Below are 22,351 nucleotides of genomic sequence, written 5' to 3' on the forward strand. Positions count from 1 at the left end.
TAAAGACATCTTTAGCGCGCTATTTATTGACTGGTCAATACGTTTATAACTTATGACGCGTAATTATTAATCACTATTAATAATCATGAGTACCACGAATAGGATAATCTTTGTCTCTGATAAACGCCAAACCTTCTGCAAGTGTTTCAAGATCGGGTCTTACAAAAGGATTGTTTGAGATGTCCACGACTTGGATATCCCCTTTGTCATTGACCACGTAGATACCAGGCTCAGCAAACGGATGATCGGTTTCGTTTTCTGAGCGCGGGTCAGAGATATAAAGCCCCAGCGTTTTCATTTGCTCAACACTCAAACCATAAGCGATCGGAAAATCGATATCTATATCGTCAAAATGGCTTTCTAGCTGTTCTTTACTGTCGCCAGATACCGCAATGATATCGACACCTGTCTTATAAAAAGACGCTTTTCTGCTCTCAAGCTCGTTGAGGTATTTGGTACACATCGGACAATGCTGACCGCGATAAATGACGACCAGTTTCCAATCATGGCCATGGGCTGGTTTCCCCAATGACTGCATCTCGCCGTTATACAGCTGTACCTGTATCTCAGGAAACTTGGTGCCAGAAAGTAGTTTTTGATTGTAAGCTGCTTGCATAATTTTATCCTTGTATATTCTCGTTATTGTGACTTTTAAGATTGATTTTGACCAATCGTTCAATATCTTACTAACGAGGGTATAATTAAAAAGCCGACAATTAAGTCGACTTTTTGTTATGAAATGATACCTGTTAGCAACCTAGGGATATTTTTAAACTTAGCCCACCACCAGCCGCATCATCTGCGTGCTGATATAGCCGCCAAAGGTACCGACCGCATAGCCAAGAATACCCAAAAACACCCCAACTGGTGCGAGTGATGGATGAAAGGCGGTAGCGACAATCGGGGCTGAGGACGCGCCGCCCGTATTGGCATTAGAGCCCACGGCCAAAAAGAAAAACGGCGCACGAATGAGCCTTGCGACAGCAAAGATAATAACGACGTGAATACTCATCCATAAGAGACCGATGAGTAATAGCCGCCACTGCGAGACAATACCGGCCAGATTGATTTGCATGCCAATGGCCGCGATAAGTACAAAGATAAATACCGTACCGATTTTGGAAGCGCCCACATGATCAAGCCGGCGAATTTTGGTAAAAGAGAAGATTACCCCTATGATGGTAATGATGACCACCATCCAAAAGAAACTACTGGCAAAGCTGTACTGTACCGCCCAGCTATAAGGCGCAAAAAACCCTGCGATTTGGCCGCCCAGAAAGTGCGCCACGCCCACCATGGCAAAGCATAAACCAAACATCACCATAAGGTCATTTAAAGTCGCAGGCCGCGCATGGTGGCGCTCATAGCTCTCAACTGCGGTGATGACTTTGTCGATACTACTGCTATCAGCTTTTAACAATTTATCAATTTTATCGCTGTGTTTGGCCATGATAAGTATCGCGAGTAACCACAGCGAAGCGTTGGTGGTATCGACCAGAATCATCATGCCAAATAAGTCATCACTGACCCCAAACAGCTCTTTCATCGCCGCTTGGTTGGCCGCACCGCCGATCCAGCTACCCGCCACCGCCGAAAACCCACGCCACAAGGTGTCATCACTAAACATACTGGGCGACACCCATTTGGCGATACCTAAGCTGATCGGACCACTGACGATAATGGCGATACTGGCGGCAAAAAACATGACAATGGCTTTCCAGCCCAACCCCAATATCTTGGGCACATCCATCGATAGGGTCATCAGCAGCAAGCTGGCTGGCAACAGGTAAGTGGCGGTAAAGCCATAAATCTGCGAGCCGACACCGTCTGCAAAGACGCCCAAGCTGTTGAGCGTTGCGGGTATAAAGCAGCACAGGACAATGCCAGGCAGTACGGCATAAAAACGCCGCCAAAACTTACCGGGCAGCCCTTGGGTATAAAACACCAAACCGATAATGGCCATGATAATACCAAAGGCTAATGGCAGGCTATCGATTGCTAAACTTGAGGTGGCGGGCATCAGAGGCCTCCGAGTGTACGATTGATCAAAGCCCGTCAGTATAGACAAGGCAAAAAATAGGTGCAAGCAAGGATCCTGTATTTACCCACGTTTATCCTATTTGTTTGACGATGGGTGGTTATTAAATGGCCAACACCATTTAGTCCTTACCTATAGCCACAAAAAAGCCAGATAACACGTATCTGGCTTTTTTGTTATTGGGCGAGTTTTATACCGCTATATATCACAGTGTCATCAACGCCAGCAATATTATGGCGCTGTATTACGAGTTTTTACCACGGTTGCCGCCGTTTGGACGACCTTGGCCACGGCTATCAGAGCGACCCGCTGGGCGGCCTTGACTACCACTTGGACGACCACGGCCTGTAGCTGCACGGTCACCGCGTGGGGCGCTATTACCATCGCCGCGGCTTGGGCCACTGCGCTTGCCCTGATATGGTTTACCACCAAAACGGTCTTTTGGCTTACCTGATGAATCACGTGACTTGCCAGCACCTTGGCCTTGGTATCCACTATCATTGCTGGCGCGCTGGCCTGTTGCTGCGCGATCGTTTGAGCGACCACGGCCACCGCCAGTAGATTTGCCAGCATAACCACCGCTTGAGCGGCCACGGCCTTGACCACCACCGTTAGAGCGTCCGCGACCACGGCCACGACCGCGTCCTTTGTTTTCGCTTGGTACGTAGGTTTTCTTAGGCTCCATGCCTTCGATGACGCACACTTCCATCTGACGATCTAAGTAGCGGTTGATGGCGTTTAACTGTGGGCGATCATCCATACTGCATAGGCTGATGGCGACACCGGTACGACCTGCACGGCCACAGCGGCCGATACGGTGCACGTAGTCTTCTGTTTGACGCGGTAAGTCGTAGTTGATGACATGTGAGATGGCTGGCACGTCAAGACCACGGGCAGCAACGTCAGTCGCTACTAGGATTTTGCATTTACCATTACGTAAGTCTTGCACGATACGGTTACGCTTGCTTTGCGGCAAGTCTCCATGTAAAAAGCTGGCTTTGTGGCCTTGCTCTTGTAGCGATTTGGCCAGTTTTTCTGTACTGCGTTTGGTCGCCGCAAAGATGATGATTTGATCCATCTCTGGTTGGCAAACCACTTTATCAAGCAATCTATTTTTGTGATCAAAATCATCACAGTAGTACACTTTTTCTTCGATGTGTGCTGACTCTACCTTGATAGACACGCGCTCAGGGTTTTTGGTAAAGCTGGCAGCGATTTTGCCGACAGGGCCATCCCAAGTGGCTGAACACATGATCGTCTGACGATCGGTTGGCGCGGCGCTTAAGATATCACTGATGTCATCAGCGAAACCCATGTCAAGCATACGGTCCGCTTCATCTAATACCAACACTTCAAGGTTTGATAAATCTACGCGGCCTGCTTTGATATGGTCAAGCAAACGACCAGGCGTGGCGACGATGACCTGTACACCCTTACGTAGGGCGGTGATTTGACCGTTGTAAGGCGCGCCGCCGACCAATGGCACGCAGAATAAACCGCGCATGTCTTTTGAGTACGTGCGCACGCTGTCATGCACCTGCTGAGCAAGCTCGCGCGTTGGCGTTAGGATAAGGGCTTTGGTGAGCTTATCAAAACTAGTGGCACGGCTTAGACGATCGAGTACAGGGATAACAAAAGCGGCCGTCTTACCACTACCAGTTTGCGCAGACAACAATAGGTCGCGACCTTGTAGGGCAAAAGGAATGGCTTGTTCTTGGATAGGTGTTGGATTGGTATAACCGATGCGATCAAGCGCGGTCAAAATCGGCTTGGCAATATTAAGATCGCTAAAGGTTGTTTTGTCTTCTGAGGCTACGTCTGTTGCTGCTTGAGCAGTGGCGTCCGTATTAGAGGTGTCAGTGTTTGGCGTATCGGTGCTTTCGATGATGCCGTTTTCAGCGGCGATGGCAGATAAGATATCAGTCATGAGAATCCTTGGGTAAGTATAAGATGCTGTACATTCAGCAAGCTTGATGCATACCACTGATAACCGTTCACCACACCGCCTTTATGAGCTACCATCGAATCATATAACGATATCGATCGCTAGAAGCTAAGCGGTTCAAGCCAAGCTTCTATCATAAATGCATGCGTGCTGTCTGACGTATTTTGGTGGTAGTGCCGAGTGTCTTATCCTTGCTTGCTATCAGCGTATTATCAATGCTTTGTCCAAAACAGATAACCGAAAATAACAACCAATCCAAACCATCATGATGATTCAGTAGATAAGATATGAGTCAAAAACAACGATAAGAACGTTATTTAAGTACACAAAATCATCGGCAACAATTACTCATGGTCAATCCTAGACCCAAAATCGCAGGCGATGTTATCAATCTCATAATTCACAAAAGCCTAAGCTTTCGTGGCGACGTAGTATAGCACAATAAAAAACTATCTGTAGCTATTTTTTGCAATATCCTATTATTTGCCTATTTTTACCTCCGTGACATAGGTTGGCAGCTGCCACGCGCCGCCTGCCTCGATCATACGGCACAGTCCGGTGGTGCTTTCATGGCTTTTTTCAAACGCCCTGCCCGTCCATAGCCAATCAACCTGACTGATACAGTCGCCGATACCGCGGCCTTTTTGTACCGAGCTTAGCTTGCCTTTGTCATAGCTGGTGGCACTGGTGGTCACCAAGGTCGGCTTATAAGGTTTTTTGTCATTAAGGACCCAAACGCCGCTGCCTGCATTATAGGCACTCACCCAGCAATCATGCTGCGCGAGTAATTGAGAGTTGTTTAAGCGGCTGACCCGCCATGGCGACTTATCATCTAAGTGTGGGCAGTCGCGATCAGCATCTTTTAAGGTCTCTTTCATCAACGCGGTAAGCTGGGACGATCTCATGACGAATTTTCGTTGACGGCTGGGCACAGCTTTCGGGTTGGGAGCGACAAACCTTAGCTTTGGTGCAGGCTTGGGCGCCAAGACATTGCTATTGGGTTTGGCGGTGCCTTCAGCCTTAATAAAAGCGCTCGGCGTCCCCACTCGCCCCTGAAAATCATCGGCCTTGAGCATGACAGCGCTGGCCCCTTTATCCGACAACTGCCAGCGGGAGTTGCGCAAAACCAGCTCAATCTTACTCGATTTGGTCAATGCCTCTAATAGCGCATTGACTTGCGTGGCGGTCAGCTCAGCGTTGCCAGCGGCAGCAGAAAAAGGCCGAGTCTCGCCATAATCTCTGCCATTGATCAGCAGTGATATACGGTGACGGCTGCCAAGCTGCATCAACGCCTTTGAGGAGCTTTCTTTGGCGCCGCCCAGCTTGATTTTGCCATCGACATCTGCATTTGCCCCAGCGCGGCGTACCAGTAGCACCGAGACTGGAAACTCACTGTTGTTTTCTGCTTGATAGCCTGCCAGCCGGCAAGTGCGGGTGTTATCACAAGCCACCTGCCAGTCTTGACTGGTAAACTCGATACCGCCGCCTGCCGCCATGCTGGCTGTACTAACGACAGCGGCACCGATAGCAGCGACCAAAGGTATAGGAAGATGAATAAACTGAGAAAATGAGAGGGTGTTTTTTATCATAAATAAAAGTATCTTTGTTATTTTTTTAAAAGGTTTTATTGTTTTAGAAATGAGATAATGTCTGGATATAGGCAACTCACTACCTAACATAAGACCAGTCACGCCAGCCATAGGGCTTGGTCTGCTGTCTTGCTCGCTGCTATGTAACATACGCATATGCAACATACGCCGCTGCTGAGCTTGGCAGGAGTTGCTAAAGCCTCCTAGCCTGGTATCATCCTTCATAGTCGCTATCCATTAATAGACGATGTCTACGCACCTGTTATAAATGTGGCGACATGCTATCTTAACGTATCAATGTTTCTATCTGTTGTACTAATGTACCATTGTGTAATTAGATAAATATACTGCTATTACAATATAAGCATATATGAATATAGAATGACAAGTGCTATCTAAAACAGCGTAGTAAGTATTGAGAAATCGAAAAAAGGCCGATAAGTCATCACTTATCAACCCTATTGTTCTAACTATAATCAATTCGGCATAAAATCGAGATGCTGATATGCTCTATGTTACTGGTATAAATACGTTTATTGATTGATAGGTTTTAAGCTCAAGTCTACAGCGCGCTTGACCGCTGGACGCTCAGCGATATTTTGAGCCCAGCGTTTGACATGCTGATACTCATCGACTTGTAAGAATTCAGCCGCATCATAGAGCTTGCCAAGCACCAATTGTCCATACCATGCCCAAATAATCATATCAGCGATGTTGTAATCGCTGTCATCATTACCGCACATATAGCTGTGGTCTTTTAAATGCTTATCTAGCACATCAAGCTGCCGTTTGGTCTCCATCGTATAGCGGTTGATCGGATACTCTAAAGGCTCAGGTGCATATGCGTAAAAATGCCCAAACCCGCCGCCTAAAAACGGTGCACTGCCCATCTGCCACATGACCCAAGACAGACAATCGGCGCGCGCCCTGCCTAAAGATAGCGGAATAAATTTGCCAAATTTTTCGGCCAGATACATCATGATAGCGCCCGACTCAAAGATAGCGATAGGCTCGTCCGCCTCATCATGCGAGCCATCGACCAAGACGGGAATCTTTGAGTTTGGGTTTATGTCTACAAACCCTGAGCCAAACTGATCGCCCTCAGAGATATCAATTTTATACGCATCATACTCAGCACCTTTGACGCCCAGCTCAGCCAGCTCTTCTAAAAGGATATTTACCTTGACGCCGTTAGGGGTGTTGAGTGAATACAGCTGCAACGGCGCGCCGCCCACCGGCAGCACTTGCTCGTGGCGCGCGCCAGCGGTCGGCCGATTAATACTGGCAAACTTGCCGCCATTGTCTTTGTCTTGCACCCATACTTTGGGCGGGACGTAGGCGGCAGTTGCTGTACTTGTGCTGTTGTTATCAGCATGCGTGCTATGGTGATTGTTTTGTTTCATCATATCTCCTTACTATCGAATATTGATGCCTATTATTTATTGGTACTGAGGTAATTGGTACTGAGGTATTAGTCCCTAGGTGGTTAATGGGTTGTTCAGTTCCTATTATCTATCCATTGGGTGTCGGCTATTTTTATTTAAGATGTATCAGTCATTACTATAACGACACTCTGCCTTGATATTAAAGCCCTCTCTTGTAAATAAGCGCTTTTTGACCATACCAGCGCCTAGGTTCTAAACTTGTGGTTAGCTCTGAATGCAGTTTTTGATGGTTGCTTTTTGTGCGGCGATGTCTGTTTTTTATCGCCTTCTTTTATTGCTACTGTTTATCGTTGCTGTTTATCGTTACTTTGATTCACTGTTATTATATGCCGCTGTTTCTTATACTACCCAGCTTGTGCCACTTATCGGCTGTGGCTGCTTCGCTCGCGAATAAACAGATCATTTGCTGATTAACACCCAATATCCAATGAGAGTCACATGGTAACGCTAACCCCAACGCAAGATAAATACCTACCCTACGTGTTAGCGGTGGCGCTGTTTATGCAGATATTAGATGCGACTATCTTAAATACCTCGCTGCCGCAGATGGCACAAGCTCTCGGCGAGTCGCCACTAAAAATGCAATGGGCGGTGATCAGTTATGCGCTGACGTTGGCGATTTTTATCCCTATCAGTGGCTTTTTGGCGGACAAATACGGTACGCGGCGTATATTTTTGACTGCCATTGTTGTTTTTTCTATTGGCTCGCTACTGTGCGCAGCCTCGCCCACGTTGGATTTTCTGATAGGCTCACGGGTGATACAAGGTATTGGCGGGGCGATGATGACGCCTGTTGCGCGCTTGATATTGGTCAAGTCTTATCCGCGCAACAAGCTACTAACCGTCATGAACTTTGCCGTGATACCGGCCTTGGTCGCGCCGCTCGTGGGGCCGGTGCTGGGCGGCTATATCGTCCAGTATGCCAGTTGGCATTGGATATTTTTGATCAATATTCCGATGGGCATACTGGGCTACTTTATGGGAAAAGCTCTGGTACCTGCGTTGTTTGAAGATACCCAGCGCTTAGACTGGCTAGGCTTTGGACTGTTTGCGGCGGCAGCTTGCGGCTTTACTCTCGCCGTAGAGTTTGGCTCGCAGGTAGGCCGCGGCATATATGGTCTGCTGCTAGCGGTGGCAGCCAGCGTATTGCTAGGCGCTTATGTGGCACATGCCAAACGCCGCCCCGCGCCTTTATTTCCACTGAGCCTATTTGATATTCGTACCTTTCGTATCGGTATCACGGGCAATTTATTTACCCGTTTGGGCATCAGTGCTGTGCCGTTCTTACTGCCATTATTATTACAAGTGGTGTTTGAGTATTCGCCCTCACAGGCAGGCTGGCTGCTTGCGCCTATCGCTATTGGTGCTATTGGTATCAAGCCTTGGGTCAGCAAAATCATCCAGCGTTTTAGCTATCGCAAAGTTTTGGTGTTAAACACCCTACTCATCGGTATACTCATCATCTTATTGGCGCAGTTCAACGACCCTGATAATTGGTTATGGTTTATCCCGCTGCTTATCTTGATGGGCGCGTGTAACTCTATGCAGTTTAGCGCGATGAACACCATTACCATTGGTGATTTGGAAGGCGCGCAGACCAGTAGCGGCAATAGCCTTATGGCAGTCAATCAGCAGCTAGCAATTGGCTTTGGTATTGCCTTTGGGGCAGCGGTGCTCAACCTGCTACGTGAGCGCTTTGGACTAGACACGCTGGCAGCGTTTCAAACGACTTATTGGATACTGGGGATTTTGACCATTTTATCAGGGCTGTATTTTTTACGGCTCAAACCTGAAGATGGTCGCGGTTTATATTAGGGCGTATGTTAGGTACGTCTCACAGGCAACAAGCAATCGATAGTTGTCTTAACGCTTTATCATTATAAACACCTGTCTTATAGACATAAAAATACCAGCTTGCCCTTTGCTATATCTTAAAAGATACTCAAAAAACAAGCTGGCAAGTCTCAGTCAAGAGTGGCTAATTATGGTGCGTCGTCGTCATGCATTTGTGACTGGATATAACGCTCAACCCCGATGCTTTGTATCAAGTCTTCTTGAGTCTCCAGCCAGTCGTCGTATTCCTCATTACCATCTTTTAGCGTGACCAATAGCTGGCGCGATACATAATCGCGCTTTTCTTCACATAGGGTAATTGCCTCAGTGATAATAGTGAATTTTTGCTTTTCTAAACGCAGGTTGCACTCAATCATCTCAGGCACGTCTTCTGCGAGGAACATCTTGCCATAATCTTGCAAGTTTGGCAGACCGCCTAATAATAAGATACGCGCAATCAAATCATCCGACCACTTCATCTCAGCGATAGACTGTTTATAAAGATGCTCGTTTAATGCTTCAAGCCCCCAATGACGAGCGATACGCGCATGCAAAAAATACTGATTGATAGCAATTAATGACTGTCCGAGTACTTTATTTAAGGCGCGAATGACCTCTTTATCCCCTTTCATCTTCTCTCTCCCTACTCTATTCAATCTAATTGATACGTGCTCTAAATATTGCAGCTTAATATAGCTGTGACGATACTAGACAATATCAGGAGACACTTCTGCCATCTGGCTTTGTAGATAGTTTGGCAGACCGATCATATCGATAAGGCGCAGCTGCTGCTCTAACCAATGTGCATGATCTTCTTCGGTATCTTTGAGCTGCTCGACCAACATCTCGCGGGTGACATAATCGTGCTCTTCTTCACACAGCGCAATACCGTCTTTTAGGTGCTGCTGTACTTGATACTCTAAATCAAGGTCAAACTGTAGCATCTCAGGGACGGTGCTACCGATGTTGATCTCATCAACGCTCATCTTTGGCGTGCCGCCAAGCATCAAAACACGGCGAATAATGGCCTGCGCGTGCAAGGTCTCATCTTCCATTTCATGATGGATGCGGTCGTATAGCTTGCCGTAGTGCCATTCAGCATACATTTCTGAATGAATAAAATACTGATCACGCGCAGCAAGCTCGCCGCCCAATAAAAAATTTAAATAATCAATGACTTTCTGGCTACCTATCATCACCCATACTCCTATTGTTGTCTCGCAAGTTACATTCATAATATTGCATATAATAAAAGCGTTATTGGTAAACTGCTTAGTAAAGATTAAAGTCCGTCAGACTTCTTACAATATCAGACAGATATAGTAGCATATAGAGGTGCTAGCGCTTGTAATGTTATGAACTAAGAATAAGATGCTAATTGAGAATCATAATTAACTAGCATGGCTGATGAGCGCGTCATCAACCAGTATATTAGATAGAGGCAGTACGTGAGGTAGAGATTGCGTGAAAGGATGGTGGTGCAAGAGGTATACGCAGGAAAAAAATGGGGTGGTTTCTGGGGCTACCCTACACTGCATAAGCCAGCGCATCGAGCTTGGCATGATGTTCGTCTAGGAAGTCGTTGACCATAGGCTCACAGCAGCCGCAACAAGTCGCCACATCGAGCGTGTCTTTTAGGCCTTCGAGCGTATCGATACCCGAAGCGATCGCTGCTTTGATTTGCTTGTCTTTTACGTCATTACAGATACATACGTACATAGATTGGCTCCTTTGCGTGATGGGTATATAATAACGATAACTATTATCATTTTCAATAGTGTTTGCTGCATTTATTACCCTATCTTTGACTACGCAGTAAATAAATGCAGACAGATATCCTGAAAAATAAATTCATGTAACGAAATATAAATATCGATGTAACCGAATGGTATCAAAGGTAGTAAATTAACGACGAACTGTAATTTGGCTCAATTTTTAATCGATTTTATTGACGACTGCTGTTATATTGACCCCCTATTAACAACGCCCTATTGGAATTATGCTATGTCTGATAATAACTTTATGATACGACCTATTGATTTGTTTAAAGTCTTATCTGATCCGACTCGTCTAAAAATATTTCAAATTCTTTTTAAAAAAGAAGCACGCTGTGTGGGCGAGTTGGTTGAGATATTGGATCAGCCGCAGCCAACCATTTCACGCCATCTAAATCACCTAAAAAAACTGGGCATTCTAAGCTGTGTGCGTGACGGGACTTGGATGTGGTACGAGGTCGCCGATGACTTACCAGAGTGGTGTCAAGAGATCTTAGAGATCACGCATGAGCAGACATCGTTGGATGCAGATATGAAGCTTGCCTAGTAGATAAGATGGGCATGACGCCATAAAAAAAGACCTATAATTGTATAGGTCTTTTTTTATGGCGTTTTATCGCTTATGCACCAACTGGTGTGCAGATACTGGCGTGTTTGCCGTATCCGATCAAGCCAAATCTAAAAAATCGCTGACAAAAGCATTGGCCGGCTGGTGTATCAGCGCCTCTGAGGTGCCTACCTGCTCTACTCGTCCTTGGTTCATCACTACGATCTCATCAGACACCGCTCTTGCCTCTTCTTGGTCATGAGTGACCATGATGCTGGTGATACCCAGCTCATGGTGGATGTTTTTTAGCCACGTGCGCAGCTCTTTACGTACCTTGGCATCGAGTGCGCCAAATGGTTCATCAAGCAATAATAACTTAGGCTTGACTGCCAAAGCTCGTGCCAGTGCAATCCGCTGGCGCTGTCCACCAGAGAGCTGATGTGGATAGGCGTTGGCGACTTGGGGCAATTGCACCAACTCTAATAGCTCATTTACACGCTTATTGATATCGGCATTGCTAGGACGCTTGTTTTTTGGTAACAGCGTCAGGCCAAAAGCGACGTTGTCGGCGATGTTTTTATGGCGAAATAATGCATAGTGCTGAAACATAAAGCCGATATGACGCTTTTGTACTGGGGTGTTGGTCACATCCAAGTCATCAAATAATATCTGCCCTGAATCGGCATACTCAAGACCGGCGATGATACGCAGCAAGGTGGTCTTACCGCAACCTGATGGCCCAAGCAAAGTGGTTAGTTTGCCAGTCGGTACGGTGATATTGATATTGTCTAAGGCGGTAAAACTGCCAAATTTTTTATTAACGTTGCGAATCTCAATACTCATAATCGTGTCTCTTATTCACTTTTGCTTATCGTGGCAGCCTCTATGCTGGCGACAGCGTTGTGGTAATCAATCTTTCGTATAGGCCGTCAGCTGTTTACACGTTTCCCGAGCTCTTAGCTGCCTGCGCCGCCGTCTTATAGGTGTCGGCCGCATTGGTAGCATTGGCGCTCACTGGTAGCTCAGGCGCAGCCGCGAGACGTGCCGATTTGGCAAACTTGCGCGCTTGCATCTTGGTCATGACCTGCTGAATCAGTAGTGTCACCAGCGCCAGTGCCGCAAGCAGGCTTGATAAAGCAAAAGCGGCGGTAAAGTTATAATCGTTATAAGCAATCTCGACCAGCAGCGGCATGGTATTGGTCTCACCGCGAATATGACCGGACACTACGCTGACTGCTCCAAACTCGCCCATCGCTCGAGCATTGGTCAAAATCAAACCATAAAGCAGCGCCCATTTGATATTGGGCAAGGTGACATGCCAAAAAGTCTGCCAACCACTCGCGCCCAATGTCAGCGCCGCTTGCTCCTCACTGTCGCCTTGCGTCTGCATCAGCGGTATCAGCTCACGTGCCACAAATGGGAAGGTGACAAATAATGTCGCCAATACAATGCCCGGTACCGCATATATCACCTGAAAACCCATACTCTCAAGCCAGCCGCCCACAGTAGAGTTAAGACCAAATAACAACACAAACATGAGGCCTGCGACCACTGGCGATACCGAAAATGGCAAATCAAGCAAGGTGGTGACCAGCTGCTTACCTTTAAACTGATAACGTGTCACCAGCCAAGCAATAGCGATGCCCATCACCATATTGATCGGCAACACGATACCGGCAGTGATCAAGGTCAGCTTAATCGCTTGTAAGGCCTCTGGATCGACCAAGGAAGCAACATACAGCTGCCAGCCGTTTTTAAAGGCTTCATAAAACACCGCAAGTAGCGGTACGACCAGCATCACCACCATAAACAGCACAGCAATGGTGATAAAGGTGCGACGTATCCACGGTGTGTCTTTGGTCGCAGGATTGCTTTGGTAATCATAGCTATTGGATATCTGCATATCAGCGAGCTCCTACGCGGCGAGACAGTTTCCACTGTACGATATTGATGGTCAATAAGATGGTAAATGAAATCAGCAACATAAATAGTGCCACGGCTGATGCGCCCCCAACATCGAACTGCTCCAGCTTACTGATGATAATCAGCGGCAAAATTTCAGTTTCCATCGGGATGTTGCCGGCGATAAAAATCACCGAGCCATACTCACCTGTCGCACGGGCAAACATCATCCCAGCCCCCATCAGTAGGGCTGGCATCAGCTCAGGCAAGATCACTTTGCGAAACGTGGTCAAGCGATTGGCGCCCAGTACCGCCGCCGCCTCTTCAAACTCAACCGACAGCTCAGCGAGTACCGGCTGCACCGCCCGCACGATGAACGGAAAGCTGACCACCACCAAAGCCAGCCAAATACCTAAAGGCGTAAAGGCCACTTGAATATCAAACTTGGCAAACCATTGACCGATTAGGCCGTTGGGCGCATACAGAGTGGCAAGCGAGATTCCAGTGACCGCTGTTGGCAGTGCAAACGGCAGATCCACCAAGGCATTGATTAAGGATTTGCCCCAAAACTCATAACGCACCAGCACCCAAGCGACCAAGGTACCAAACACCAGATTGGTCAGCATCGCTGCAAACGCCATCCATAAGCTCAGCTTGATCGCAGACGTCACCTGCGGTTGGCTGATGGCCTGCCAAAATCCCGTCCAGCCCATTTGCGTCGTGGTATAGGCCATCATGGCAAACGGCAGTACCACCAGTAGCGATAAGCTAAAAACCGTGATACCCATGCTCAGCCCAAACCCTGGCAGCACGTTGCGCTGACGCATACGGGTCAGCCAGCCTTTTTTGGCAGGAGCTTTGTGGGCGGATGAAGCGGTTGCACTCATAGTGATGTCCTATTGCCTAACGAATGGTACGTAACAAAATATTGAGCAATCTACTTAATGATGATGATGCTGGGTCAGCTGCGCTTACGGTATAAAGGACATGGTGTAGATGACCATGTCCTTTTTTGTTTACCACGGCTTCTCTTGCGCTAGAGTATCGCTCTAGGTACCGCGCTGCTTATTGTTTAATGCAGTGCTTACTGTTTACTGCGGTGCGTTGATCGCTAATTGATCAAAGACGCCATTGTCACTAAAGTAAGTGCCCATGATCTCGTCCCATGAACCAAAAGCATCATTTGGACGGAAAGTCTCAACCGGTGGCAGTTTGTCACTGTTTTTATCGAGTACGCTTTGTACGCTCGGACGCAGATATAAATCAGCAGCCAATTGCTGGGCCGGCTCGCTCCACAAATAGTCCAAGTAGGCTTTTGCTGCATCAGTGGTGCCTTTTTTGTCCGTGACGGCTTTTACAATGGCCACAGGACTTTCTGACTTGATCGAGTATTTTGGATAGACGATATCCACTTGACCGGCACCAAAATCAGTCGCTGCCAAGTTGGCTTCGTTTTCAAAGGTCACTAATACATCGCCAATACCTCGCTGCACAAAGGTTGTGGTTGCCGCACGGCCACCGTTTTCGTAGACTTTGACATTTTTGAGCATCTCTTTTACGTAGTTTTTGGCTGGCGCCTCTTCGTTATTAAACGCATGCAGACCATAACCGTAAGCGCCTAAGAAGGCATAGCGACCATTGCCCGTGACTTTTGGATTGGCCATAACGATCTCAAGACCATCTTGAGTCAAATCTTCCCAGTCATTGATGCCTTTTGGATTGTCTTTACGCACCAAAAACACGATGGTGCTGGTAAAAGGTACCGCATTATCAGAAAACTTCGATTCCCAGTCTGACTCAACCAAGCCCTCTTTTTCTAGTAGCTCGATATCAGAGCCTTGGTTCATAGTGGCAACGTCGGCTTGTAGGCCATTGGCCACTGACAAGGCCTGCTTACTTGAGCCGCCATGCGACTGTTTGACGGTGATGGTGCTATTTGGGTGCTCGTTTTGGTAGTGCTCTACAAATAGCGGGTTGTAATCTTTATAAAAATTACGGGCAACGTCATAAGAGACGTTGAGCAGCTCGATGTTTTGACCTTCTGCAGCCGCCGTATCATCAGCGTTTGCGGTGGTGTCGACTGCATCATTATTGCTGCAGCCAGCCAGACCTAAGCTCAAGGCTATGCCTGCAATGCTGAGAGCGCTACGAGTTTTACTTTTTTGTTGATATGGGGCGGCGTATGTCATACTTTCCTCAAAGATGCTGTTAGGTAATGCAAGTATGCTAACAGCGCCATCTTATTATGTTTAATGATGAATATGCGTATGTTATTGCCAAAAGGGAATAACAAGTAGACAAAACCAATTATATCAATAAGTTGTCTAAATACCCTGCATGTATAACTGGCTGTTTGCTAGTCGATGAATTCCCTGCTGGCAAGCGCCTGATATGTATTGCACGCGCGTCACTTGCCAGTGAGGACACAAGCCCTGATACAAACCAAAACTCAATGACTAAATAGCCAAATAACTACTTAGTACGTGCCAGCTGATCGAAACGACCACCGTCTACAAAGAAAGTATCCATAATCTCTACCCATGGACCAAAGACGGCGACAGGCTCAAACGTTTCAATATCAGGCAATGTGTCCTTATGAGCGGCAAGGACTTGCTCATCACTTGGGCGCATGTACATCTCTGCCATCAGCTCTTGGGCAGGCTTGTCCCACAAGCCTTTTAGATAGGCATTTGCGGCTTTGGTTTTGCCTGCTGTGTCAGTTACAGCAGTGACGACTGCTACTGGATTAGCAATCTCAATCGAGTAGCTTGGATAGACAATATCGACCTGACCCATGGCAAATTGCTGAGCGACCAAATTGGCCTCATTTTCGGTAGTGATGAGTACATCGCCTAGGCCGCGCTGGGTAAAACTGGTCGTCGCAGCACGTGCGCCATTGTCATAAGTGACCACGTTTGCCAACAGCTTTTTGATAAAGTCATTGGTTTTAACAGGGTTGTCGCTACTGTTTTCTTTAAATTGGTGCAAGCCATAGCCGTAAGCCCCCAAAAAGGCATAACGCGCTGTACCACTGGTCTTGGGATTGGGCGTGACCACATCGATATCGTTACGGGCTAAATCTGACCAATCCTGAATGTTTTTTGGATTACCTGCACGAACCAGTAGCACCATGGTACTGGTGTACGGTACAGCATTATTTGGTAGTGCTTGCTGCCAGTCAGAAGCGACCAGACCTTTTTCCACCAACAGATTCATATCGCTCTCTTGGTTAAAGGTCACCACATCTGCTTGCAAACCATTGGCAACAGAGAGCGCCTGCTTACTAGAGCCGCCATGCGACTGATTGATATTCACCTTGATACTTGGGTGTTTTTGCTGATAATTTGCATTAAACAACGGGTTGTAGTCTTTATAAAAGTCGCGTGAGACATCATAAGACACATTTAATAAATCAATACTTTTTGCCTCGTTTGCGGCGTCATTTTGGTTGGCTTCGGTAGGGTTGCAGCCTGTGGTCAGTACCGCCGCTGCAAGCACACTACCAAGACCAAAACTGCTGGCAAAATTAATAGTAAAACTAAAGCGATTGGTGAGCACTGTGCCGATGCCTTTAGGTTGAATGAGGAAAGTATCACGCGCATTGATGTGCTTGGGAGGTATCTTTTGACCGCTCTTTTTATTTGGCTGCATATTTGCTCTCGATAGGAACGTTGTTCTCTAATAATAGGGATAAAAACCTTGCGTTTCGAAATTCGGTTCTATGGATAATGAGCAATATGCTAACAGCCTGTGAGACAATTGCTTAGTGACAAATACGCTTATCGAGTGATTAACTTGGCATAAGTAATTTTATTAGTTATTCTAAAGTGCTTGTCTTTCCTCGGTATTTTTGTAGTTTTGTGATAAGCAGACACTTTTGAGTAAGTTACGGTATTGCTTAGGCTCTAGACGAGCCTCTATAGAGTCGATATTATCCCTTAGCTTGTTGTATATCAGGCGCTGCACTGATAAAACTTAGCCCATCCGCTTTCACTTATTTCCTGTTTACTAACCCCTTTAATAAAGGTAATGCAATGATCAAGTCTCCACCTCGTCATGCCCGTCAGTCACGCTTTTTTGTAGGTATTTTAACGACCTCTATCGCTTTATTGGCCTTAAGTGGCTGTAATAACGTAACGCCAAGCGTTAATAACCAAACGATTCAGCAACCAAACGCTGCTGTCACACCAGCGGTGCAGACGGTCGTTGGCGATTACGCCTCTGACGGTTATGCCAAGCGTGCCCAAGGCTATGATTGGGTGGGTGTGATGATAAGAGCTGACGGCGCAGACAATGGCGAGCAAATTGATATCAAGGTACGTGCACGTAGCGACATCAAAAAACCAACGTGCCAGTTTGACGGCACCGCCAGCTTAATGGGTCAAGACAAAGCGCACGGTGTGATTTTTCAAACCAAGGTCAATGACAGCACGGCGTTTTTTCAGTTTAAAGATGGGATGTTGACCATTGATAGCCAAGATAAGTACGCGCTGAATTATTTTTGTTCGGGTGGAGCTTCACTCGTTGGCGACTATCAGAAGCTTTCAAGCGATTTGGAACTAACCTAAACGTATTACTTTTGAACTGCCAATCTTTAACAACAAATAAAAAAGGTGCCAGATTTATATTCTGCCACCTTTTTTTATGAGTGATGTTTATCAAAAAATCAATTTTTCTCTATACCGCAGATGCACCAGTTAACTTGACCTCAGCACGTTGGTCTTTTGCGATACCGGCATAGTAATTACGCAAAATCTCTAGCACTTCTGGACGGCTAAAGTTTTCGGGTACCTCCAGATCCTCTGATAGCGCCTTACGCAGTTTAGTGCCTGAGACTTTGACGTGCTCAGAGGCATCATGCGGGCAGGTCTTATCAGACGCCATGGCGCTACAAGCATTACACCAAAACGTCCAGCCAATCTTGAGCGGCTGGGTGATGAGATCGTCTTTGCCAACCTGTTCAAAAATGGTTTGCGCATCAAACGCGCCATAGTAATCGCCCACACCAGCATGATCGCGACCAACGATCAGATGACTACAGCCATAGTTTTGGCGGAATAACGCATGTAATAAGGCTTCACGTGGACCAGCATAGCGCATATCTAATGGATAACCTGCTTGAATCACCGTGTCTTGTTTAAAGTAATTATCAATCAAGGTTTTGATGGCTTCTTGACGCACTTCTGCTGGAATGTCACCTGGTTTTAGTGCGCCGAGCAATGAATGAATCATAACGCCATCGCAGATCTCAATTGCGATTTTGGCCAGATATTCATGTGAGCGGTGCATCGGGTTACGCGTTTGGAAAGCCGCCACAGTCTTCCAGTTTTTCTCTTCAAAGATTTGACGTGTTTGCGCGGGCGTTTTATAGATACCAGGATAACGCGTTGGGAACTCGCCCTCGCTCAGTACTTCTACGCTACCTGCAATATTGACATCATCTTGATCCAATACTTGCTGGACGCCTGGATGCTCTGGATCTGTAGTGGTAAATACTTGCTGACACTCGTGTTCTTTATCAATGGTATAGGTCTCTTCTACTGTTAAGATGCCCATAACTTCGCCATCTTGTGCGACCAATGCGACTTTGTCGCCTTGACTCAAACTATCCGCCGTCGCTTTTGGCGCAGACAAAGTGATCGGAATGGGCCAAAACAAACCTTTATTATCCCCACTTTGCAAGCGCATGTTATCAACCACACCTTGCCAATTGGCTTGATTCATAAAACCATTTAATGGTGTAAAGCCGCCAATACCGAACATGATCAGATCACCACGCTCGCGTGAGCTTAAGGTAATGGTTGGTAAGGTGCTGGCAAGCTCTAGTGCTTGCTCGCGTGCTTCGCCTTCTAACAACAGTGGTTTAAGCTCGGCACTGCCATGTGGCGGTACAAGTTTTGATGTCTGGTTAGGCGTAGTAGTAGATGTCATGTTTTTAACCTTATAGCAGCGAATAAATCGAATAGGCATAGGCTACCGAACTTTGATTATGAAAATTTATGCTGACTTTGGATATGGATATGTCTTAAAGGAATTTATGTTTATAGAGGCAAACTTATATGATGTGACACTCAATGATTCAATGATTGACCTTGAGACACTTTTTAGTTTAGTAAACAAAAAAACAGTACACACGCAAATCATTTTCGTCGCCGCATTTATGTTTAAAACAAAATTGAGATTACGTCATGTATCAATATAATTACGCTGACCAAACCTTGGTAGAAGAACGAGTCGCCCAGTTTCGTGACCAAACCGAGCGATTTTTGGCAGGCGAGCTTGCCGAGGAGCAGTACTTACCGCTGCGTCTACAAAACGGTCTGTATATCCAGCGCTATGCGCCTATGCTGCGTATTGCCATTCCTTATGGGTTACTTGCCAGCTACCAGTTGCGCAAATTGGCTGAGATTACCCGTAAATATGATAAAGGCTACGGCCACTTTACCACTCGTACCAACATACAGCTGAACTGGCCAAAACTAGAAGAAGTGCCAGACATTTTGGCAGAATTGGCAACGGTACAGATGCATGCCATCCAAACCTCAGGCAACTGTATTCGTAATACCACAACCGATCCTTACGCTGGTATCCATAAGGAAGAAATCGCTGACCCACGCCCTTATTGTGAGATTATCCGTCAGTGGTCAACCTTTCATCCTGAGTTTGCCTTTTTACCGCGTAAATTTAAGATTGCCGTCATTGGCACGGAAAATGATCGTGCGGCCACCCGTGTGCATGATATTGGTCTACACCTTAAGAAAAACGAAGACGGCGAGCTTGGCTTTGAAGTCTTGGTCGGCGGCGGTCTTGGTCGTATTCCTGTGCTTGGCAAAGTCATCAATAAATTCTTGCCCCGTCAGCATCTACTTAGCTATCTAGACGCTATTTTGCGGGTTTATAACCTGCATGGTCGCCGTGATAAAGGCAGTAAATACCGCTCACGTATCAAAATTTTGGTCGATACCTTGGGCGGCCCTGCCTTTACCAAATTGGTCGATGCTGAGTGGGAGGCGCATACCAAAGATGGGCCGCTAACGCTGACAGATGCCAACTTTGAACATGCCAGCAGTTTTTTTAGTGAGCCTGATTATAAAGAATTTGATGCACTGCAAGCGCAATCTGATTTGCAGCAGCAATTAAGTGCGGATAAAGACTTTGCCAATTGGTACAACCAAAATACGGTGGCGCATAAAGTTGCAGGCTACCGAGCGATTGTTATCTCCCTAAAGGCAGGTCTCGTCGATGGTAAATACGTGCCATCAGGTGATGTCACCCATACCCAAATGGACGCACTCGCTGACCTTGCGGACCAATACAGCTTTGGCGAGCTGCGTGGCACTTATCAGCAAAACCTGGTCTTCGCTGACGTGCAAACCAATCAGCTGTATGAGCTATGGCAAAAGCTGACCGACTTGCATCTGGCGCGTCCAAATATCAACACCTTAACCGATATGATCGTCTGCCCAGGCTGGGACTATTGCTCGCTGGCCAATGCCACCACCCACAATATCGCTGAGCAGATCGAGAAGCAGTTTAGCGATTTGGACTACCTCTACGATCTTGGTGATATACGTCTGAATATGTCAGGCTGTATCAACGCTTGCGCCCACCACCATACCGGCGATATCGGCATCCTCGGCGTCGATAAAAAAGGTGAAAACTGGTATCAAATCAGCCTTGGCGGCAATTCAAGCAACGATGCCAAGCTGGGTAAAATACTTGGCCGCTCGGTTCCTACTGAAGCGGTCGCTGACACCATTCAACAGATCGTTGACGTCTATGTCGATCTACGTGCCACCACGGACAATGATGTCGAGAGCTTTGGTGAATTGGTTGAGCGCGTCGGTATTGATCCCTTTAAGGAGAAGGTCTATGGCTAATCACCATATTTTGGATAGTAGCGGCGTCGATATTAGCGCTCAAGACAGCTGGCATGCTCTCACCACAGATACGCTGCCAGATGGTATCGCCTCGATAGAGCTTACGCTACTTGAGCTGCTGCAAAAACAAGAAAAACCTGATGTGCTTGTGCCGCTGGCCGATCTATTGGACGGCTCAGGGGCGCTGGCCACAGGCTTGGTGAAAGAAGTGTATGAGCTGATTGTCCAGCATAGTAGCCGTACTGGACTATGGCTGACTGCGGATAGCGACACAGAGGCGCTGGCAGCACTGAGTGAGCTGCTATTAAAGCAGACGCTTATCATCATACATGTGCCCAAATTCGCGGATGGTCGCGGCTTTAGCTTCGCTCAAACGCTGCGCCAAATCGGCTATCAAGGTGAGATTCGGGTCGCAGGCGCATTTGGCCGTGATCAAATTGCTTACTTACTGCGCGTAGGCGTCGACAGCTTTGTGCTCAGTGAACACGACTTACAGTCAGACTTTGATATTTCTCAAGCATTTACTGCGCTTGCTAGCAGTTACGACGGTCGTAACGCTGCCGACTTACCAATGTTTGCCGGTGCTTAGTTTTTGAGTCCTTTATTAAGTTTTCTCTAAATTTTTATTACCTCCATCCCATTTAAGGAACGTATTATGAGCCAGTTACACCCAAACCTAGACATTGACCAAGCCAATCAAGACTTAAAAGGTAAATCACCAGAAGAAATTGTGGCATGGGCACTGACGCAAGCGAAAAACCCAATCATCACCACTAACTTCCGTCCATATGAGTCTGCTATCTTGCATCTGGTCGCCAAACAAAAACCTGATATCACTGTACTGTGGGTAGACTCTGGTTATAACACCGATGCCACTTACCGCTTTGCTAATAAGGTGATCGAAGATTTAGACCTCAATGTCATTACTTATATCCCTAAGCAGACAGCTGCCCACCGTGATGTCACGATGAATGGTATTCCAGGTGTCAATGACGAGCAGCACGACAAGTTCACCGAGCAAGTCAAACTTGAGCCGTTTCGCCGTGCACTCGATGAGCTAAAGCCTGACGTCTGGTTCAATGCCATTCGCAAGGATCAAACCGAATTCCGCCAAGGTCTTGATGTGCTTAGCCTATCAAAAGATGGCGTGCTAAAAGTAGCGCCGTTATTTGAAAAAACCGATAGCGATTTAGACGATTATCTGCTTGAGCATAATTTGCCAAACGAGTTTGATTACTTTGATCCGACTAAAGTAGAAGAGCACCGCGAGTGTGGTTTGCACACGCAGTTATAATCAAGCATTACCGTAACTCATCGTTTAAAAAGCTCTGTTTAAAAGGCTCTTTTACACTTGTAAGAGAGCCTTTTTGTCGTAAGCGCTCTTAACACTATCCCCT

19 protein-coding genes and 1 pseudogene are annotated in these 22,351 nt (G+C 46.8%); 6 read left to right on the forward strand and 14 right to left on the reverse strand.

The window, feature by feature from the left end; all coding sequences use genetic code 11:
- Window positions 1-76: 76 nt before the first annotated feature.
- The 5 genes from CAP50_RS07770 to yghU form a co-directional block, all read right to left on the reverse strand.
- Window positions 77-616: a redoxin domain-containing protein gene (locus CAP50_RS07770; RefSeq protein ID WP_100749620.1), complete on the reverse strand. Its 540-nt coding sequence runs from the start codon at window positions 614-616 to the stop codon at window positions 77-79.
- Window positions 617-775: 159 nt separating this feature from the next.
- Window positions 776-2,020, reverse strand: coding sequence for a DUF819 family protein (locus tag CAP50_RS07775; RefSeq protein WP_100749621.1), 1,245 nt, complete (start codon window positions 2,018-2,020; stop codon window positions 776-778).
- Window positions 2,021-2,282: 262 nt separating this feature from the next.
- Complete coding sequence (locus CAP50_RS07780) at window positions 2,283-3,965, reverse strand: DEAD/DEAH box helicase (protein WP_100749622.1); 1,683 nt, start codon at window positions 3,963-3,965, stop codon at window positions 2,283-2,285.
- Between the two features lie 497 nt (window positions 3,966-4,462).
- Window positions 4,463-5,572 (reverse strand): DUF1176 domain-containing protein, encoded by a 1,110-nt coding sequence (locus CAP50_RS07785; RefSeq protein ID WP_241900705.1) that lies wholly within the window; start codon window positions 5,570-5,572, stop codon window positions 4,463-4,465.
- A gap of 533 nt (window positions 5,573-6,105) precedes the next feature.
- Window positions 6,106-6,975 carry a glutathione-dependent disulfide-bond oxidoreductase gene (gene yghU, locus CAP50_RS07790; RefSeq protein ID WP_100749623.1) on the reverse strand — a complete coding sequence of 290 codons (870 nt, stop codon included), beginning with the start codon at window positions 6,973-6,975 and terminating at the stop codon, window positions 6,106-6,108.
- A gap of 480 nt (window positions 6,976-7,455) precedes the next feature.
- Between yghU and CAP50_RS07800 the strand changes: the two genes are divergently transcribed.
- Window positions 7,456-8,832 carry a DHA2 family efflux MFS transporter permease subunit gene (locus tag CAP50_RS07800; protein WP_100749625.1) on the forward strand — a complete coding sequence of 459 codons (1,377 nt, stop codon included), beginning with the start codon at window positions 7,456-7,458 and terminating at the stop codon, window positions 8,830-8,832.
- 167 nt (window positions 8,833-8,999) lie between these two features.
- On the opposite strand, the gene bfr (CAP50_RS07805) is transcribed toward CAP50_RS07800, so the two are convergent.
- The 3 genes from bfr (CAP50_RS07805) to CAP50_RS07815 all read right to left on the reverse strand — a co-directional run bounded on the left by bfr (CAP50_RS07805) (window position 9,000) and on the right by CAP50_RS07815 (window position 10,569).
- The gene (bfr, locus tag CAP50_RS07805) at window positions 9,000-9,482 is read right to left on the reverse strand and encodes a bacterioferritin (protein WP_100749626.1); all 483 of its coding nucleotides are present in this window, start codon (window positions 9,480-9,482) and stop codon (window positions 9,000-9,002) included.
- A gap of 75 nt (window positions 9,483-9,557) precedes the next feature.
- Window positions 9,558-10,046, reverse strand: coding sequence for a bacterioferritin (gene bfr / locus CAP50_RS07810; RefSeq protein WP_100749627.1), 489 nt, complete (start codon window positions 10,044-10,046; stop codon window positions 9,558-9,560).
- A gap of 331 nt (window positions 10,047-10,377) precedes the next feature.
- Complete coding sequence (locus CAP50_RS07815) at window positions 10,378-10,569, reverse strand: (2Fe-2S)-binding protein (RefSeq protein WP_068405488.1); 192 nt, start codon at window positions 10,567-10,569, stop codon at window positions 10,378-10,380.
- 285 nt (window positions 10,570-10,854) lie between these two features.
- Between CAP50_RS07815 and CAP50_RS07820 the strand changes: the two genes are divergently transcribed.
- Complete coding sequence (locus tag CAP50_RS07820; RefSeq protein ID WP_100749628.1) at window positions 10,855-11,172, forward strand: ArsR/SmtB family transcription factor; 318 nt, start codon at window positions 10,855-10,857, stop codon at window positions 11,170-11,172.
- A gap of 123 nt (window positions 11,173-11,295) precedes the next feature.
- Here CAP50_RS07820 and CAP50_RS07825 read toward each other — a convergent pair.
- From CAP50_RS07825 to CAP50_RS07845, 5 genes and pseudogenes are all read right to left on the reverse strand, one after another.
- Window positions 11,296-12,015: pseudogene (locus tag CAP50_RS07825) on the reverse strand (sulfate/molybdate ABC transporter ATP-binding protein); the annotation flags it as partial.
- Window positions 12,016-12,109: 94 nt separating this feature from the next.
- Window positions 12,110-13,075, reverse strand: a complete 966-nt coding sequence (cysW, locus tag CAP50_RS07830) for a sulfate ABC transporter permease subunit CysW (protein WP_075100854.1) — start codon at window positions 13,073-13,075, stop codon at window positions 12,110-12,112.
- A gap of 1 nt (window position 13,076) precedes the next feature.
- Window positions 13,077-13,961 carry a sulfate ABC transporter permease subunit CysT gene (cysT, locus tag CAP50_RS07835; protein WP_198411600.1) on the reverse strand — a complete coding sequence of 295 codons (885 nt, stop codon included), beginning with the start codon at window positions 13,959-13,961 and terminating at the stop codon, window positions 13,077-13,079.
- 204 nt (window positions 13,962-14,165) lie between these two features.
- Complete coding sequence (locus CAP50_RS07840) at window positions 14,166-15,263, reverse strand: sulfate ABC transporter substrate-binding protein (protein ID WP_100749630.1); 1,098 nt, start codon at window positions 15,261-15,263, stop codon at window positions 14,166-14,168.
- Between the two features lie 283 nt (window positions 15,264-15,546).
- Window positions 15,547-16,725 carry a sulfate ABC transporter substrate-binding protein gene (locus CAP50_RS07845; protein ID WP_100749631.1) on the reverse strand — a complete coding sequence of 393 codons (1,179 nt, stop codon included), beginning with the start codon at window positions 16,723-16,725 and terminating at the stop codon, window positions 15,547-15,549.
- 383 nt (window positions 16,726-17,108) lie between these two features.
- On the opposite strand from CAP50_RS07845, the gene CAP50_RS07850 reads away from it, so the two are divergent.
- Window positions 17,109-17,642, forward strand: coding sequence for a hypothetical protein (locus CAP50_RS07850; protein WP_100749632.1), 534 nt, complete (start codon window positions 17,109-17,111; stop codon window positions 17,640-17,642).
- Between the two features lie 109 nt (window positions 17,643-17,751).
- On the opposite strand, the gene sat is transcribed toward CAP50_RS07850, so the two are convergent.
- Window positions 17,752-19,005, reverse strand: a complete 1,254-nt coding sequence (gene sat, locus CAP50_RS07855) for a sulfate adenylyltransferase (RefSeq protein WP_100749633.1) — start codon at window positions 19,003-19,005, stop codon at window positions 17,752-17,754.
- Window positions 19,006-19,262: 257 nt separating this feature from the next.
- Here sat and CAP50_RS07865 point away from each other — a divergent pair, with 257 nt between their 5' ends.
- The 3 genes from CAP50_RS07865 (at window position 19,263) to CAP50_RS07875 (ending at window position 22,248) form a co-directional block, all read left to right on the forward strand.
- Window positions 19,263-20,954, forward strand: coding sequence for a nitrite/sulfite reductase (locus CAP50_RS07865; protein ID WP_100749635.1), 1,692 nt, complete (start codon window positions 19,263-19,265; stop codon window positions 20,952-20,954).
- Window positions 20,947-21,543, forward strand: a complete 597-nt coding sequence (locus tag CAP50_RS07870) for a DUF934 domain-containing protein (RefSeq protein WP_100749636.1) — start codon at window positions 20,947-20,949, stop codon at window positions 21,541-21,543. Before CAP50_RS07865 ends, CAP50_RS07870 begins: the two co-directional genes overlap by 8 nt.
- A 66-nt stretch (window positions 21,544-21,609) precedes the next feature.
- Window positions 21,610-22,248 carry a phosphoadenosine phosphosulfate reductase domain-containing protein gene (locus tag CAP50_RS07875; protein WP_100749637.1) on the forward strand — a complete coding sequence of 213 codons (639 nt, stop codon included), beginning with the start codon at window positions 21,610-21,612 and terminating at the stop codon, window positions 22,246-22,248.
- The last annotated feature ends 103 nt before the right edge of the window (window positions 22,249-22,351 follow it).

Origin of the sequence: Psychrobacter sp. L7 (assembly GCF_002810365.1) — a bacterium.
In the GTDB taxonomy this organism is placed as follows: Bacteria; Pseudomonadota; Gammaproteobacteria; order Pseudomonadales; family Moraxellaceae; genus Psychrobacter; species Psychrobacter celer.

What these genes read in the sequence shown, in the direction of transcription:
- cysW (WP_075100854.1), bottom strand. Translation starts at nt 13,075, where the DNA reads ATGCAGATATCCAATAGCTATGATTACCAAAGCAATCCTGCGACCAAA.
- CAP50_RS07820 (WP_100749628.1), top strand. Translation starts at nt 10,855, where the DNA reads ATGTCTGATAATAACTTTATGATACGACCTATTGATTTGTTTAAAGTC.
- CAP50_RS07845 (WP_100749631.1), bottom strand. Translation starts at nt 16,725, where the DNA reads ATGCAGCCAAATAAAAAGAGCGGTCAAAAGATACCTCCCAAGCACATC.
- sat (WP_100749633.1), bottom strand. Translation starts at nt 19,005, where the DNA reads ATGACATCTACTACTACGCCTAACCAGACATCAAAACTTGTACCGCCA.
- CAP50_RS07865 (WP_100749635.1), top strand. Translation starts at nt 19,263, where the DNA reads ATGTATCAATATAATTACGCTGACCAAACCTTGGTAGAAGAACGAGTC.
- CAP50_RS07875 (WP_100749637.1), top strand. Translation starts at nt 21,610, where the DNA reads ATGAGCCAGTTACACCCAAACCTAGACATTGACCAAGCCAATCAAGAC.
- CAP50_RS07815 (WP_068405488.1), bottom strand. Translation starts at nt 10,569, where the DNA reads ATGTACGTATGTATCTGTAATGACGTAAAAGACAAGCAAATCAAAGCA.
- CAP50_RS07775 (WP_100749621.1), bottom strand. Translation starts at nt 2,020, where the DNA reads ATGCCCGCCACCTCAAGTTTAGCAATCGATAGCCTGCCATTAGCCTTT.
- CAP50_RS07785 (WP_241900705.1), bottom strand. Translation starts at nt 5,572, where the DNA reads ATGATAAAAAACACCCTCTCATTTTCTCAGTTTATTCATCTTCCTATA.
- CAP50_RS07770 (WP_100749620.1), bottom strand. Translation starts at nt 616, where the DNA reads ATGCAAGCAGCTTACAATCAAAAACTACTTTCTGGCACCAAGTTTCCT.
- CAP50_RS07840 (WP_100749630.1), bottom strand. Translation starts at nt 15,263, where the DNA reads ATGACATACGCCGCCCCATATCAACAAAAAAGTAAAACTCGTAGCGCT.
- CAP50_RS07870 (WP_100749636.1), top strand. Translation starts at nt 20,947, where the DNA reads ATGGCTAATCACCATATTTTGGATAGTAGCGGCGTCGATATTAGCGCT.
- CAP50_RS07780 (WP_100749622.1), bottom strand. Translation starts at nt 3,965, where the DNA reads ATGACTGATATCTTATCTGCCATCGCCGCTGAAAACGGCATCATCGAA.
- CAP50_RS07850 (WP_100749632.1), top strand. Translation starts at nt 17,109, where the DNA reads ATGATCAAGTCTCCACCTCGTCATGCCCGTCAGTCACGCTTTTTTGTA.
- bfr (WP_100749627.1), bottom strand. Translation starts at nt 10,046, where the DNA reads ATGATAGGTAGCCAGAAAGTCATTGATTATTTAAATTTTTTATTGGGC.
- cysT (WP_198411600.1), bottom strand. Translation starts at nt 13,961, where the DNA reads ATGAGTGCAACCGCTTCATCCGCCCACAAAGCTCCTGCCAAAAAAGGC.
- bfr (WP_100749626.1), bottom strand. Translation starts at nt 9,482, where the DNA reads ATGAAAGGGGATAAAGAGGTCATTCGCGCCTTAAATAAAGTACTCGGA.
- yghU (WP_100749623.1), bottom strand. Translation starts at nt 6,975, where the DNA reads ATGAAACAAAACAATCACCATAGCACGCATGCTGATAACAACAGCACA.
- CAP50_RS07800 (WP_100749625.1), top strand. Translation starts at nt 7,456, where the DNA reads ATGGTAACGCTAACCCCAACGCAAGATAAATACCTACCCTACGTGTTA.